Source organism: Halorientalis pallida, assembly GCF_004118325.1.
Classification (GTDB): Archaea; Halobacteriota; Halobacteria; order Halobacteriales; family Haloarculaceae; genus Halorientalis; species Halorientalis pallida.
Window position 1 is genome coordinate 566,051 of the sequence record NZ_RDFA01000003.1, and the last position, 14,644, is coordinate 580,694.

A 14,644-nucleotide genomic window follows, 5' to 3' on the forward strand; every position below is an offset into this window, starting at 1 on the left:
GAAACGACTATGAACACCCCTCGACCTCTAGTCGAGCAAGCAGATGTCTCGTGGAACCGTCACAGCGAAACAGATCCTCGTGGGGATCTGTCTGCTGGTACTCGTCGGGGGCGTTCTCGCGGTCGGATTCCTGTCGTCGGACAGTCCTGAGGGTCCGGAGCCGCGACAGGTCGGTTCGAACGCCTCGGAGCGGTACGCCGCGATCGACGGTCTCAACGCCACGCGGACCACCGTCAACCGGGACGGCGACGAGGTGAACCGGACGGTCCACCGGGTCTCCATGCGTCCACTGACGGAGCAGTTCCGGGAGCGGTTGCTGTACGGGCCGCGGAACCGACACAACCTGACCGTCTCGAACGGGTCGATGATGTGGTGGCAGAACCGGACCTCGGGCGTGGTCGAACGCCTCGATCTGAGCGACCCCAACCTGTCGACCCAGCGGACCGAGGGGGACCGGATCGAACGACTGTTCGGTCGGTTGAACGTGACCGAGGACACGGACACGGACCGGACCGCCGCGACGCCGACACCGGGGATCAACCCACTGCCGGCCGTCCCGCAGTCGGGCGGTGTTCCCGACGGACAGCGCGATGAGCGACCCGACGGCGTCGGGAACGCGGCCTTCGCCGTCAGTTACAACGGGACCGACACCATCGACGGCCGGTCGGTCTACGTCCTGAAGATCACGCCCCGCAACGGGTCGCTGGTGGGTGACTTCCGGCAGACGCTGTGGGTCGACACGGAGTGGTTCTTCCCGGTCAAACGCCACTCGGAGTGGCAGTCGAACGGCGTCCAGCACGCGAAGACGGTCGTCTACGAGAACGTCACGTTCAATCCCGGGCTCGACGACTCCGTGTTCCGGTTCGATCCGTCCGCGAACGTCACGGTCGAGCTGGAGGATACGCCACGGCGGGACTTCTACTCCTCGACGGCGGCCCTGCGACGGGTGACGAACGTCTCGGTCCCGACGCCGGACCTCCCGCCGTCGTTCGAGCTCCAGTTCGCCTCGAAGACCGAGAGCCCGCGCATCACGAGCGTCGGCCTGAAGTACGTCAACGCCAGCACGGAGCTCTCCGTCTCGAAGGTCCGAGGGCTGTTCTACCCGCCGACGCCCGACCGGTCGGCGCAGGTCGCCGGCCAGCGGGCGAACGTGAGTGTCGGTTACACGACCTACGTCTCGTGGTCGTGTGACGGCTACGACTATCAGGTGTCCGGCAAGGCCGTCTCGTCAGAACTGCTGATCGAGGTCGCGAGATCGGTCGGCTGTGGGTGAGTGTCGCGTGTCCGCCCGGCCGGCTCACCGCTTGTGCAACGAGTAGGCGATGAAGAAGACGCCCAGGAACTGGAGCAGCCGCGTCAGAAGCGTCAGCGGTTGCTGGAAGGTCTGGGGCGGGAGGACCCGCATCTGGAGGAGGATCGAACCGACGAACGAGAGCCCGAAGGCGACGGCCGTCAGCAGGAACAGGCCGATCGAGAGGTACTGCATCGGCCGGCTGTCGTGGCGACGGAATCCACGGTACGCCTGATAGCCGACGTAACTCCCGACGACGACCGAGCCGGCCGAGAGGGCGAATATCAGCCAGTACGCGAGTTGGTCGGTCCCGAACATGTTAGAGATTCTCCCACATTTTGGTGAACCGGTCGGCCGTGTCGTCGGCGTCTTCGCCCGGGAATTCGGCGCGGGAGGTCCGTTCGATGGTGGCCTCGTAGCCGCCATCGTCGAGATCCATCGCGAACTCGTCCAAGGTCGCCGAGTACACCTTGTGGTGGTTGCCGCTCAGTTCGACTTTGGTGCGTTCCTCGATCAGCTCGTACTCTTGGAGCCACTCGATCCGTCGGTAGACGGTCGGGAGGGACGCGTTGCACCGTTCGGAGAGCTGTTTGGCGGACATGGGTTCGACACTCGTTGCCGCGAGGATTGAGCGGGCGTACTCGTCGCTGAGCAGGTCGAGGACCTCGGCCAGCTCCCAATCCTCACTCACGAGTCGAGGTTGGTACCAGCGGGGGTTAAAAACCAGCAGTCGTGTTCAGAGTCAGAAAACGGCCGCAACGCGCTGCCGGACGAGTCGGTCACGGGGGTAGCGCTAGTCGTCCGCCGTAACCCGTTCGCCACCGGTCTCCTCGCGGATCCGTTCGATGGCGTCGCGCACGTCCGCACCGGCGTCGGCCGCGCGTTCCAGCACCACGTCGGCCAGCAGGGGTTCCGTGCCGACCGCACCGGAGTACCAGATCCGATGCCCGTCCACCTCGGCGGGCGTCTCCCAGCCTGTGCGATAGTCGTCGGTCAGCCCCATGTCCTCGGGGATGTCTTCCTGAGTGTGGTAGCCGTCGGCGATGAAGAGGGGGACCACCACCACGTCGTCGCTCTCGAAGAAGTCGGTCACGTCGTCGACTTCGGGGTCCTCGTCCATGTAGAGGGCTTTCACCTCGTCGAAGCGTCCGCGTTCGCGGATGTTGTCGGCGTGGTACTCGATGGCCTTCGCGGAGTTCTCGTTGCGCTCGGTCCCGTGACCGACGACGGCGAGGCCGAACCCCTCGCCGACCTCGGGGTCGCCCGTGACCGATTCCGCGCGCTGGACGATCACGTCGCTCATCGCATCGTGGGTCCCGACCGGGCCACAGTAGTGGACGGTCTGATCCGTGTCGGTCGCCGTCAGCGTCGTGTGGGTGGCACCGGTGCCGTCCGAGTCCCACTGGTCGACGTCCCACTCGTCGAGGCGGAACTCCCGCGGGATGACCTGCTCCGTGAAGTACCCCTCGCTGACGAACAGCGGCACGAGATAGACCTCGTCGGATTCGAGCGTCCGGAGCGCCTCCCGGAAGTGTGGCTCTTCCTTCCAGAAGCTCTCCCGCACCTCGTCGAACGCACCCGACCGCCGGATCGTGTCGGCGTGGTCGAACGTCGGTGTACTCGACTCCGCGTTGAGGTGTGAGCCGTGGGCCGCGATGACCAGCGCTTGCATACCGAGGTCTATGCACAGGCGAGGCTTAGGGGTTCGGATGTCGTACAGGGTCCCTTTGGGCGTCTGGACGCGGGCGAGAAGGAAGCCGGCTCACTCGGGCCCGAACGGGCACCCCTGCCCCGGGTTGTCGAGAAACTCCTGTACCAGCGACTGTTCGAGGTCGTGGTCACAGGCACCGCTGACTGGTTGCTTGTACGGGCAGTTCTCCGCGCAGTTTGGAATCGTGAATTCGGTCATGTCGTGTCCCGGTCGGGCACTGCCCCCGACACGTCCATCTGATTTTTTCCATGGGAATAGCTAAACTGCCACAAAGTTACGGGTGCTTTTACTACCCCCGCGAGGCGGGGCGTTTTTTGTCGCCGCGGGCGCCAGGGACGGTATGTCGCTGGCATCCCGCACACGCGAGGCCGTCCGCCGCCATCCGTTCCTCTACGAGGCATTGCGGGCAGGCGTCGTCAACTACACCGCCGCCGCACGATACCTGGACCTCGGCGCGGACGACCACGAGGCAGTCGTCGCCGCGCTCCGGCGCTACGCCGAGGACCTGCCCGAGTACGACCCGGTGGGAACCGGCGCGCGCGTCTCGATGGAGAGCGGGCTGGGCGAGACCGACCGGGACGGCGACCCCGCAGAAGCGCTCCTGGCGGTGGGTGACACCGCGCTGGTCCGGGGTGAGGGAAGACTCACCGGCATCCTGGCGACCGGCGACGTCGACGCCGAGGCGCTCGCCCACGTCCTGGGCCACCTCCGGGCCCAGGGGGTCACGGTGAGGGCCGCGGGCGTCGCCGGGGAGGCCCTGCTGGTCGTCGTCGAACGGCGGGCCGGGGCCGACGCGGTTCGGGCCGTCGAGGCGGCGCTGGAGACGGTCCCGGCGACTGCGGACTGAGGGCGGGTGGTGGCTTTCCGACGCATTGAAACCGTCGCCTGCGCTCCACTCCGGTAATGACCCTTCGCGTGACGAACACGCTCACCGGCGAGCGCGAGGCGTTCGAGCCACGGGACCCCGACTCGGTGTTGCTCTACTACTGCGGCCTGACGACCTCGGACCCGGCACACCTGGGCCACGCCAGGGGCTGGGTCCACGTCGACGTGATGCACCGCTGGCTCGACCACCTCGGCTACGACGTTCGCCACGTCGAGAACTTCACCGACGTGAACGAGAAGATCATCGCGCGCGTCGGCGAGGACGGCGAGAGCGAGGCCGACGTGGCCCGAACCTACGTCCAGCAGGTGATCCGCGACATGCGCTCGTTGAATCTCCTGCGCGCGGACGTGTACCCCCGTGTCACCGAACACGTCCCCCAGATCATCGACCTCGTGGAGACGCTGCTCGACCGTGGCTACGCCTACGAGGTGAACGGCTCGGTCTACTTCGACGTGACCGCCTTCGAGGAGTACGGTAAGCTCTCGAACCAGCAAGTCGACGAACTCGACGCCCAGGGCGAACACACCGGCGAGAAGCGCAACCCCGCGGACTTCGCCCTCTGGAAGGCCGGCGGCGTCGACCCCGACGACATCGCCGAACACCAGCACGAGGCGGCCGATCCGCCCGAGGAGGCCTGCGAGACCGCCCAGACGTGGGACTCGCCGTGGGGCGAGGGCCGGCCCGGCTGGCACATCGAGTGTTCGGCGATGAGCACGACCCACCTCGACGACACCATCGACATCCACGTCGGCGGACAGGACCTCGTGTTCCCCCACCACGAGAACGAGATCGCCCAGAGCGAGGCCGCGACCGGCCAGCAGTTCGCCCGCTACTGGCTCCACGTCGGTCTGCTGGAGACGAGTGAGGAGAAGATGTCCTCGTCGCTGGGGAACTTCTCGACGGTCGCCGAGTTCGTCGGCGAGCACGGCTCGAACGTCGCGCGAACCTTCCTGCTCTCGACGGCCTACCACAGCAAGGCGACCTACAGCGCCGAGACGGTGGCCGAAGCCGAGGAACGCTGGGATCGGCTGAAGACCGGCCACCGACGGGCCGTCGAGGCCGCCGACAGCGTCGACGCCCACACCACGGTCGAGGACGACGCCCTCCGCGAGACCGTCGCGGCGGTCCGCGAGGCGTTCAGGACGGCGATGAACGACGACTTCAACACCCGGGAGGCGACGACGGCGCTTTTGAACCTGGCCGGCGCGGTCAACCGTCACGTCGACGACCACGACGAGTACGATTACGTCGGCCTGCGCCGGGCCATCGAGGCCTTCGAGGCCCTCGGCGAGGGCGTGCTGGGACTCAGTTTCGGCGGCGACAGCGAAGGCGACGTGCGCATCGCCCAGGAACTGGCCGACCTGCTCCTCTCGGTCCGCGAGCAGGAACGCGAGGCGGGCAACTACGAGCGGGCCGACGAGTTACGCGACGAACTCGAAGCGCTCGGTGCGACGGTCGAGGATACGGACGACGGCCCGGCCGTGCGCTTCGACTGAGAGTACAACAATTGAGAATCGGGAGCGGATTTTTATAAGGAGCGGTGACCCAGCACCGGTAGTAGCGATGCATCGAAACGACCGTCCCGCGGCGCTCTGTGTGACCAACGCCAAGGGCGGGACGGGGAAGACGACGGTGGCGATCAACGTCGCGGGCGCGTTGAACGAGCGCGGACGGGACGTGCTGTTCGTCGATCTCGACCCACAGGGCAACGCCACGGAGGGGCTGGGTCTGGTCGAGGCCTACGACGCGGCACCGCCGACACTGTTCGACGTGCTGACCGACCCCGACCAGCGGTCGGCAGTGCACGACCTGATCGTCACTCACGACGAGATGGACGTGTTGCCCAGTAGCATCGACATGCTCCAGGCCGAACACGAGTTGACGCTGGCCAACGTGATGGCCAAGCTCGACGCCGATCCGACGCTCGACGTCGATCCGGCGGTGCTGGAACCGCTGACGATCAACGTCGGCCCGGAGACGATTACCGGGGACTCGGCGCTTGGCGGACTGGAGCGGGTGCTCGACGAACTCACCGGCTACGACTACGTCGTCGTCGACTCGCCGCCCTTCTACGGCCAGTTGACCGACACCGCGATCTACGCGACGGGGAACGTCTTGATCCCGGCGCTGACCGAGGCCACGTCCGAACGGGCCATCGAACTCCTGTTCGATCAGATCGCGGCGCTGGAGGACCGCACCGGCGAGACGGTGCGGGAGGTCGGCGTCGTCGCCAACCGGGTCGAATCGACCAACGAGGACACGGAGATGCTCGACTGGCTGGAGGCGGTGTTCGAGGACGTGCCGGTCTGGTCGGTCCGCAAGCGGGTCGCGCTCCAGCGGGCCTTCTCCAGCGGCCAGTCGCTGTTCGCGTACGACCCGAGCATCGACATGGCCAACCGGTTCCTGGAGATCGCCGCCGACCTCGACAAACAGTTCGGCTTCGCGGAGGAGATACCACAATGACCGACGAGGACAACAACGACCGGATGGAACGGGCGAACCGCATTCGAGAGATGCGCGAAGGACGACGCCGCACACCCGGGGACGACGACCCCGACGACGCGGACGCCACCGACGCGACTGCCGACGGCGGCGAAGCCGAGGCCGAACCGCTGGCCGACGAGTCCGACGACACGGACGACGCCGCGGGCACGACCGCGGCCGAGGACAGCGAAACGGTGACCGAAGCGACCGACGAGACCGAGCCCGACGACGCCCCGGGCAGTGACGACGGCACGGTCGAATCGACGCCGACCATCGACGGGACGGTCGACCCGGCCGGGGAGTCGACGACGGCCGACACCCCGGTGGACGCGAGCGAGGCGTCCGAGACAGGTTCGACCGACGCGGAACCGGAACCGGCCGATCCCTCGGCCGGTGGCGCACCCACCGAGGCCGGAGACGGGATCCCGGAAGGCACCGAGAACGGGCACGGTCACGGCGACGAGCCCGACGCCGTGGAGACGAGCGGCTTCGAGTTCGCGGAGTCGGCCGCGGACGAGAACGGCGACGACGCCGCGACCGAGGACGGTGACGACGAGCCGACAGCCGCGGAGGCAGCGACAGAGGCAGCCGAGCGAACGACACCCCAGTCCGGCGTCGCGGCGTCCGTATCCTCGGCGGACGCGGCCGAGGCCGTCGACGCGCTGTCGGGAGCGGGGACCTTCGCCATCCCGGATCAGGCGACGACGGTCTCTGAGGACGACGAACAGTCGATGCTCAACGCGGAGGGAACCGTCGCCGCGGCCCGTGCGGCCGCAGCGGGCCGACGCACGGCACACGCGGGCGACCGGACACGCGTGCTGGAGTTCGAGCTGGGCGAGGAACGGTTCTGTCTCGACATCGAGTACATAGAGGAGATCGTCGAACTGGAGAACATGACCCGGGTCCCCAACTCGCCGTCCCACGTCGAGGGCGTGGTCGACCTGCGCGGGCAGGTGACCGCCATCATCAATCCCAAGGACGCCCTCGCCGTCGACGACGAGGGTCGTGGCGACCTCATCGTCGTCTTCGACTCGGAGGAGATGGACGAACAGGGCCACCTCGGCTGGGTCGTCGACGAGGTCCGCCAGGTCACGCCCGTCACCGACGACGAGGTCAACGAATCGCCCGACGAGGAGGACGAACACATCAACGGCATCATCAACCGCGAGGACGAGGACGACTTCATCGTCTGGACGACGCCCGACCTCGCACTGAACTCCTCGTCGTCCTAATCCTCGCCCTCTCCTTCGTCGTCGACCCTCACGTCCACAGCCGCCGGTTCTGCGTCGCGGTCGTCCTCGATAGCGTCGACGGCGTCGTCCGGCACGCCGTCGAGGTCCAGTTCTTCCCCCACGAGTCCGACGGCCCGTCGGACGGCCCCGACCGAGGTCAGGTAGCCGACACCGACGGTCGCCTTGAGCGCGACGGCGGCCGGACCGGTCAGGACGGTCCCGCCGACCTGTGCGACGGCCCCGTCGCCGACGCTGACCAGCCAGCCCGGCGAGTCGAACTGGAAGTCGTCGAGGCGCGGCTCGAACGCGCTGCTGTCCCCGCCGAGGCGGTGTTCGACGCGTCTCTCGACGTTCGCCGCCGCCACGCGGGCTTCCCGGATGGCCGACTGGGCGCTGGCGGGCACGGGCTGGCCGTCGGCGTCGACGACGCGCGCGGCGTCGCCGACGACGAACGTGTCGCCGGCCAACTGGAGCCGACTCCGAACCAGCGGCCGGTCCCCGGCCAGCGCGTCCGGGCCGCGGATGCCGCCGGTCCAGACGAACACGTCGTGGTCGAGTTCCGTCCCGTCGTCAAGAGTGATCGTCGACCCGTCGGCCTCGGCGACGGCCGCGTCCGTCTGGACCGCGATTCCGCGGTCGCGGAGTTGCTGGTCGACGGCGCGCTGGAACCGCTCGGGGAAGTTCGGCGCGACCGCGCCCTGCTGCTCGAGGAGCGTGATCCCCGTGGCGTCGTCGGCCCCTTCCTCGCGAGCCAGCGCGGCGAGTTCACCGGCGACCTGGATCCCCGACAGCCCGGCGCCACCGACGACGATCCGAGCGTCACCGGCGTCGAAGGCGTCGAGCACGTCCGTCCGGATTCGCTCGGCGTCGTCGAGGCGTTTCAGCGGCGTCGCGTGGTCCTCGACACCGGGGAGGTCGTAGAAGGCCGTCGCCGCACCGAGACAGACCGCCCCCACGTCGTAGGCGAGTTCCGCCTCGCCGTCGAGCGTGGCGACGCCCGCCTCGGGGTCCACGTCCGTGACCCGGGCCCGCCGGATCTCGGCGCGGTCGAAACAGTCCGCGATGGGGACCGTGATGTCCTCGGCGATCGAGGGACGGCGAATCGCGCGGTGGAGTTCGTGCTGGACGAGGTGATCCTCGCTCTCGTCGACGACGATCAGGTTCGCCTCGGGCGGGAGCCGTCGCTCCAGCCGGCGAGCGAGCGTCAGACCGGCGTAGCCGGCCCCGAAAACTGCGACTTGCATTGTCGGCTCTTGGGCCGCCGAGGGGTAAAGCACTCCGCCGATCCCCGAGCCCGGCGAGCCAGGCTCAGAACAGTGCGTCGCTCTCGTCCAGGAGCTGTGACGGGCCACCGACCTCCCAGACGCGGGTGTCCACGCCACAGTCCGCGACGGCGCTCTCCACGCGGTCGACGTGGTCGGCCGTCGTGTTGACGTAGACGCTCGCGCCCGTGTCGACCGAGAAGTACACCGGGACGCCCTCCTCCCGGATTTCACGGACCGTGTTGAAGATCTCGAGGGTCCGGGGCTGCCAGTAGACCCACCCGGCCGGGCCGGTCATCGTCGTCGCGGCAAGCGACAGCGAGTCGTGTTCGGCCAGCTCGAAGGTGCGGTGGAAGTCGCCCTCGCGCAGTGCGTCACGCATCTCCGCGATCTGTCCGTGGATGTGGGCCATCCGCGCCTCGAACATGTGGCTGTCGGCGGCCTCGCGGTGTGCCTCCTCGGTCTCCTTGTAGGCGGGCACCTCCGCGCCGACGATCCGGAGGTCGTCCTCGAGGTCGGTCTCGATGCGCTCGGAGCGACAGTCGGCGTCGTTCAGCCCCGTCCGGAGGTGGGAGAACGCGCCCGTCACCGCGCGCGCGGCAGACGCCGAACCCCGACGCGCGACCGTCGAGATGTCCGGCAGCGTCATGTCCAGATCCGTGGCACCCACCAGGGCCCGCGCGGCCGCGGCGAAGCCCGACGACGACGACCCGAACCCGATGTTCGTCGGGAAGTCGTTCTCGGACTCGAACCGCACGGCGTGGTCGACCTCCGCGAGCTCGCGGACGTGATCGACGACGTTCTCGATGCGCTCGCGGCCCCGCCCCTCGACTTCTTCGCCGTCGATCAGGAAGACGTCCTCGTTGCTGTCGGGTTCGAACTCGACGGTCGTCACCGTCCGGCTCGGTGCCGTGCTGACGCTGATGGAATCGTGGTACGGCTGGCGCAACTCCTCGTCGCGCATTCCGTGGTACTTCACCAACCCCTGGATCGGATGTGCCTTCGCCGTCGCTTTCATACGCCCCGATTGGCGCACCCGAACTTATTACAACCGGAGTTCCGCGCTGGCAGTAGAACGTAACTATCGGAGTCGCACCGGCACGTCCCGCTCGTCCAGATACTCCTTGGTCTCCTGAATCGAGTACTCGCCGAAGTGGAAGATAGAGGCCGCCAGCCCCGCGTCAGCGCTGGCCTCGGTGAACACCTCGTACATGTCCTCGGGACCGCCACAGCCCGAGGAGGCGATCACGGGCGTCGAGACGGTGTCACAGACCGCTCTCGTCAGCGGGATGTCGTAGCCGTCCTTGGTCCCGTCGGCGTCGATGGAGTTGACGAACAGTTCGCCCGCGCCGCGGTCCTCGGCCTCCTCGGCCCAGGAGATCACGTCGATGTCGGTCCCCTCACGACCGCCCTTGACCGTGCACTCGAACCAGCAGGACTCGCCGTCGACCTCGACGTAGTGATCGCCCTGCTCGTCGAACCGGCGACGCGCGTCGACGCTGATGACGATACACTGGCTCCCGAAGGCTGCCGCCCCCTCCTCGATCAGTGCCGGCCGTTCGAGCGCGCCGGTGTTGATCGAGACCTTGTCCGCGCCCGCCCGCAACGTCTCTTTGACGTCCTCGCGGGTGCGGATGCCCCCGCCGACGGTGAGCGGGATGAACACCTCGTCGGCGATGGACTCGACGACGTGGAGCATCGTCTCGCGGCCCTCCGCCGAGGCGGTGATGTCGAGGAAGACGAACTCGTCGGCCCCGGCCTCGTTGTACTTCTTTGCCATCTCGACCGGATCGCCGGTGTACTCCAGGTCCTCGAAGTTGACGCCCGTGTACACCGCCGCGTTGCCCTCGTCGTCCAGGTCCACGTCGATACAGGGAATGATCCGTTTCGTGAGGGTCATCTGATATCCGCGGCTACGGCACCGTCCGACAAAAGGCGTCTGATTCCCACAGTCGGGGTCCCAGCGGGGATTACCGCGAGACTCCGTCGGCCTCGACCACGGGTTCGTCGGTCGGTTCGAAACGGAGGAACACGTAGAAGAGCGCGATCATACAGGGTAGTGCGGCGAGTGCGATTCCGGCGACGGCATCGGCTCCGAGCATACACGGGGATAGGCGGAGTCGTACTTCAGCGCTCGCCGCGTATCGGTCGCTGAGTCGCGTCGGCCGCGGTTTCGACACACCGAAGTACACCGACAGTGAAGACGGGAACATGAGCGACGACCACGACGAGGACCGCCCCGAATACGATCCGGAGAGTCCCGAGATCCCCGACGGGGAACCGCCGCTGCGCAGCACCGCACCGCAGAGCGACTTCACGATGAGCCAGGTCGGCTTTGGCTTCGTCGTCCTCGTGATCGGCCTCGCGATCACGTTCGGCATCCCCGTCCTGCTCTGAGAGTCGGTCCCACACCGTCCGTATATTTTTCCACCGCAGGTGGCACGCACGATATATGCGAAAGATCAACGAGTCGGAACTGGACTGGAAGACCTACGACAACGACGCGGCGACCTTCCACCGGAAGGAACTCGGCGCGGCCGTCGAGGCCGGCGATCTCGGCTGTAGCCTCTACGAGATGCCCCCGGGCACGCGGGCCTGGCCCTACCACTACCACACCGCCAACGAAGAGGCGATCTACGTGCTGGCCGGCGAGGGATTGCTCCGGGCCGAGGACGGCGAACACGACCTCCAGGCGGGTGATTTCGTCACTCTGCCGGCCGACGAGTCCGGTGGCCACCGTGTGGTCAACGACGGCGACGACACCCTCCGCTACCTGATGGTCTCGACGATGAACGAACCGGACGTGACGATCTACCCGGAGATGGAGAAGTTCGGTGTCTACGTCGGCTCGCCGCCCGGCGGCCGCGACGAGCGCACCTTCGAGGGGTACTACCCCATGGACGACGAGGTCGAGTACTGGCCCGGCGACGAGGACTGATTACTCGAGTTCGCGCTCGATGACCGACCGCAGATCACTGATCTCGCTGGCGTCGTAGTCGAGCGCGGTGTCGCCCACCGACAGCGACAGCGTGCCGGAGTCGTCGGCCGCACCGACACGTTCGACCGGCGCGACGCCCTCGAAGGCCGCGGCGACGGCGTCGGCGTCGGCGGTCTCGATCACCACTCTGCCGGGCTGTTCGTGGAAGAGCAGTTCGGCCTCGCTCGCGTCGCCCTCGATGGCCACGTCCGCGCCCGCGCTCTCCGAGACCATCTCCGCGAGCGTCACCGCGAGGCCGCCGTGGCTGGCGTCGTGGACCGCACGGGTCGCCTCGTGATCGGCCACGTCAGCGAGCGTCTCGACGAACGCCGCGCGGTCGTCGGGCAGCGTCGGGAACCCGTCGCTCCCGCCGTGCTGTGCGAGATACTCCGACCCGCCGAGACCGGGGGCTGTGTCGCTGGCAAGCGCCCGATCGTTGACGACCAGCAACTCGCCCTCGCCCGAGAGTGCCGCGGGTGGGGCATCGTAGCCGTCTTTGGTCCCGACCAGCGCGAGCGTCGGGGTCGGCGGGATCGGCCCGGCGTTGGAGTCGTTGTACAGCGAGACGTTCCCGCCGACGACGGGGACGTCGAGTTCGGCGCACATGTCGGCCAGCCCATCGACGATCCCCTTGAACCCGCCGTACACGTCGGGTTTTTCCGGGTTGCCGCCGTTGAGACAGTTGACCGCCGTGAGCGGTGTCGCGCCCTTCGCGGCGACGTTGGTCGCGTTCTCCAGCGCGACCGCGCGCGCACCGTCGTACGGCGCGGTGTCCGTCCAGTTGGGGTCGGCCCCGGCGGAGTAGGCCAGGCCGGTTCCCGTCTCGCGGCTCTCGCCGTCTTCTCGCGGGCTCTGCCCGCTCGAATGGTCCGCGGAGCTCTGCTCCGCGCTACTCGACCCATCGGCGGAACTCCGTTCCGCCCGCGCCTCCCGGATCGCCAGGATCGCCGCATCGTCGCCCGGCGGCGTCGCCGTCCGAACCTGCACCTCGTGGTCGTACTGCCGGTAGACCCAGCGTTTGGAGGCCGTATTGGGACTGCCGACAACGGCCTCGAACGCGTCGGCGAGGTCCGTCTCCGGGAGGTCCCGCTCGGGCTGGGACGGCTCCACCGAGTCGAGGTCGTTGAACGGCGCGCCGTCGCCCAGGAACTCCGCCGGCGCGTCGACGACCGTCTCACCATCGAACTCACAGACGTAGTTCCCCTCGGTCACCTCGCCGATGACCGAACAACCCAGGTCGTACCGATCGGCGATCTCGGCCACCCGGTCGACGTTGTCGGGTTTCACCTCGTAGGCCATCCGCTCCTGGGATTCCGCGAGCAGGATCTCCAGGGCGTTCATGTTGGGCTCGCGCTGGTGGACCCGCTCCAGTTCGATGTGGGCCCCCAGACTGCCTTTGGCGACGAGTTCGCTCGTGGCACCGCCCAGGCCCGCTGCGCCGAGATCGCGAGCCGACTCGATCAGTCCCTCGTCGATCAGCGCCTCGTTGGCCTCGATCAGGAGTTTCTCCGTGTAGGGGTCGCCCACCTGCACGGCTGGCCGGTCCTCGGTCTCGGCGTCCTCCGCGAGGTCCTCGCTGGCGAAGGAGGCCCCGCCGAGGCCGTCCCGGCCCGTCGCGTTGCCGACGAGGACGAGCTTGCTGCCCGGTTCCTGGGCCTCGGCGGTGACCAGCCGGTCGGGGTCGTCGATCAGGCCGATACAGGAGACGTTCACGAGCGGGTTGCCCTCGTAGTCGTCGTGGAAGGCGACGCTCCCCGTCACGGTGGGGACGCCGATACAGTTGCCGTAGTGGCTGATGCCTTCGACGACGCCCTCGAAGAGGTAGCGGGAGTGTTCGCGGTCGAAGTCGCCGAAGTACAGCGAGTCCGCGAGTGCGATGGGGTAGGCACCCATCGAGAGGGTGTCGCGGACGATACCGCCGACGCCGGTCGCCGCGCCGTCGAACGGGTCGACGTAGGAGGGGTGGTTGTGGCTCTCGATACCCAGCGTGATGTAGGTGTCACCGTCCGGGAGGGCGACGACGGCGGCGTCGTCGCCGGGGCCGACGACGACGTCCTCACCTTCGCTCTCGAACGCCGAGAGCAGCGGTCGCGAGGAGCGGTACGCGCAGTGTTCGCTCCAGAGGTTCTCGAAGAGCGCGGCCTCGGCCGGCGTCGGCTCGCGGCCGAGTTCCGCGGTGACGAGATCGTGGTCCTGATCGGACAGACTCATTGGGCACGGGTAGCCACAGGCCGGCTAAATCGCTTTCCATGTCGTGCGTACGAGCGGCGTAAAAGAGCGGTGAACGGCGGTGCGTCGTCGATCAGTCGTCGGTTTGGTCGGGTCGCTCGTCTGCGTCGTCGCCCTCGACGGGTTCACCGCCGTCGGAACTCCGTTCCGACGAGGTCTCGTTCTCGTCGTCCACGAGACCGCCGTCGGCCGCGACGTCTTCACCTTCGCCGCCGTCCGTGGCGATCTGCGTTTCCTGGCGGTTCTCGTGCCAGATGTACTCGCGACCGAACAGTTCCGGCGCTTCCTCCTTGAGGTTCCAGGGGTCCGCACCGACCTGCGGGCCTTCGAGCCACGACTGGACGAGGTTCCAGACGAAGATCAGCTGGCCGACCAGCAGGATCAGCGCACCCACGGAGGCCAGCTGGTGGAAGGTCGTGACCGTCGCCAGCGGCGCGAGCGCGCCGTCGAACTGGTACGTCGCGTACCGGCGCGGCATGCCGAGGTACCCGAGCGCCAGCATGGCGAAGAACGTGATGTTGGTGCCGATCATCGACAACCAGAAGTGCCACTTCGCCAGCGTGCGCTGGTAC

Annotated in this window: 17 protein-coding genes; 7 read left to right on the top strand and 10 right to left on the bottom strand. The window is 67.8% G+C overall.

The features are described from left to right. The first annotated feature begins 43 nt into the window (after nucleotides 1–43). Nucleotides 44–1,273, top strand: coding sequence for a LolA family protein (locus EAF64_RS11515; protein ID WP_129069121.1), 1,230 nt, complete (start codon nucleotides 44–46; stop codon nucleotides 1,271–1,273). A 24-nt stretch (nucleotides 1,274–1,297) separates the two neighbouring features. On the opposite strand, the gene EAF64_RS11520 is transcribed toward EAF64_RS11515, so the two are convergent. From EAF64_RS11520 to EAF64_RS20990, 4 genes are all read right to left on the bottom strand, one after another. Next, nucleotides 1,298–1,609: a DUF7521 family protein gene (locus tag EAF64_RS11520; protein WP_129069122.1), complete on the bottom strand. Its 312-nt coding sequence runs from the start codon at nucleotides 1,607–1,609 to the stop codon at nucleotides 1,298–1,300. A 1-nt stretch (nucleotide 1,610) separates the two neighbouring features. Further along, entirely contained in the window at nucleotides 1,611–1,982 is a 372-nt protein-coding gene (locus tag EAF64_RS11525; RefSeq protein WP_129069123.1) for an ArsR/SmtB family transcription factor, read from the bottom strand. A gap of 102 nt (nucleotides 1,983–2,084) precedes the next feature. Continuing rightward, complete coding sequence (locus EAF64_RS11530; RefSeq protein WP_129069124.1) at nucleotides 2,085–2,963, bottom strand: CbiX/SirB N-terminal domain-containing protein; 879 nt, start codon at nucleotides 2,961–2,963, stop codon at nucleotides 2,085–2,087. Nucleotides 2,964–3,053: 90 nt separating this feature from the next. Continuing rightward, entirely contained in the window at nucleotides 3,054–3,200 is a 147-nt protein-coding gene (locus EAF64_RS20990; protein ID WP_193767654.1) for a hypothetical protein, read from the bottom strand. 142 nt (nucleotides 3,201–3,342) lie between these two features. Between EAF64_RS20990 and EAF64_RS11535 the strand changes: the two genes are divergently transcribed. The 4 genes from EAF64_RS11535 (at nucleotide 3,343) to EAF64_RS11550 (ending at nucleotide 7,604) form a co-directional block, all read left to right on the top strand. Then, entirely contained in the window at nucleotides 3,343–3,849 is a 507-nt protein-coding gene (locus EAF64_RS11535; protein WP_129069125.1) for a DUF7523 family protein, read from the top strand. 56 nt (nucleotides 3,850–3,905) lie between these two features. Then, entirely contained in the window at nucleotides 3,906–5,384 is a 1,479-nt protein-coding gene (gene cysS, locus EAF64_RS11540) for a cysteine--tRNA ligase (RefSeq protein ID WP_129069126.1), read from the top strand. 67 nt (nucleotides 5,385–5,451) lie between these two features. Further along, a complete protein-coding gene (locus tag EAF64_RS11545; protein WP_129069127.1) occupies nucleotides 5,452–6,351 on the top strand; it encodes a ParA family protein in 900 nt (299 codons plus the stop codon). After that, nucleotides 6,348–7,604, top strand: coding sequence for a chemotaxis protein CheW (locus EAF64_RS11550; protein WP_129069128.1), 1,257 nt, complete (start codon nucleotides 6,348–6,350; stop codon nucleotides 7,602–7,604). The genes EAF64_RS11545 and EAF64_RS11550 overlap by 4 nt, the downstream gene beginning before the upstream one ends. On the opposite strand, the gene EAF64_RS11555 is transcribed toward EAF64_RS11550, so the two are convergent. From EAF64_RS11555 to EAF64_RS21635, 4 genes are all read right to left on the bottom strand, one after another. Continuing rightward, nucleotides 7,601–8,848 (bottom strand): NAD(P)/FAD-dependent oxidoreductase, encoded by a 1,248-nt coding sequence (locus tag EAF64_RS11555; protein ID WP_129069129.1) that lies wholly within the window; start codon nucleotides 8,846–8,848, stop codon nucleotides 7,601–7,603. The genes EAF64_RS11550 and EAF64_RS11555 overlap by 4 nt on opposite strands. 64 nt (nucleotides 8,849–8,912) lie before the next feature. Then, the gene (gene mvaD / locus EAF64_RS11560) at nucleotides 8,913–9,884 is read right to left on the bottom strand and encodes a phosphomevalonate decarboxylase MvaD (RefSeq protein WP_129069130.1); all 972 of its coding nucleotides are present in this window, start codon (nucleotides 9,882–9,884) and stop codon (nucleotides 8,913–8,915) included. Between the two features lie 63 nt (nucleotides 9,885–9,947). Beyond that, nucleotides 9,948–10,766, bottom strand: coding sequence for an imidazole glycerol phosphate synthase subunit HisF (gene hisF / locus EAF64_RS11565; protein WP_129069131.1), 819 nt, complete (start codon nucleotides 10,764–10,766; stop codon nucleotides 9,948–9,950). A gap of 70 nt (nucleotides 10,767–10,836) precedes the next feature. After that, on the bottom strand, nucleotides 10,837–10,968 hold the full coding sequence (locus EAF64_RS21635; protein ID WP_267899435.1) for a hypothetical protein: 132 nt from the start codon (nucleotides 10,966–10,968) through the stop codon (nucleotides 10,837–10,839). Nucleotides 10,969–11,077: 109 nt separating this feature from the next. Here EAF64_RS21635 and EAF64_RS11570 point away from each other — a divergent pair, with 109 nt between their 5' ends. Together EAF64_RS11570 and EAF64_RS11575 are read left to right on the top strand one after the other, a co-directional pair. After that, nucleotides 11,078–11,263, top strand: a complete 186-nt coding sequence (locus tag EAF64_RS11570; protein ID WP_129069132.1) for a DUF7550 family protein — start codon at nucleotides 11,078–11,080, stop codon at nucleotides 11,261–11,263. Nucleotides 11,264–11,318: 55 nt separating this feature from the next. Continuing rightward, on the top strand, nucleotides 11,319–11,804 hold the full coding sequence (locus tag EAF64_RS11575; RefSeq protein WP_129069133.1) for a cupin domain-containing protein: 486 nt from the start codon (nucleotides 11,319–11,321) through the stop codon (nucleotides 11,802–11,804). Here the strand turns inward: EAF64_RS11575 and purL are convergent, their stop codons facing one another. Next, nucleotides 11,805–14,054, bottom strand: a complete 2,250-nt coding sequence (purL, locus tag EAF64_RS11580) for a phosphoribosylformylglycinamidine synthase subunit PurL (RefSeq protein WP_129069134.1) — start codon at nucleotides 14,052–14,054, stop codon at nucleotides 11,805–11,807. Between the two features lie 91 nt (nucleotides 14,055–14,145). Then, the coding region (locus EAF64_RS11585) for a cbb3-type cytochrome c oxidase subunit I (protein ID WP_193767655.1) at nucleotides 14,146–14,644 on the bottom strand (499 nt) is incomplete at its 5' end.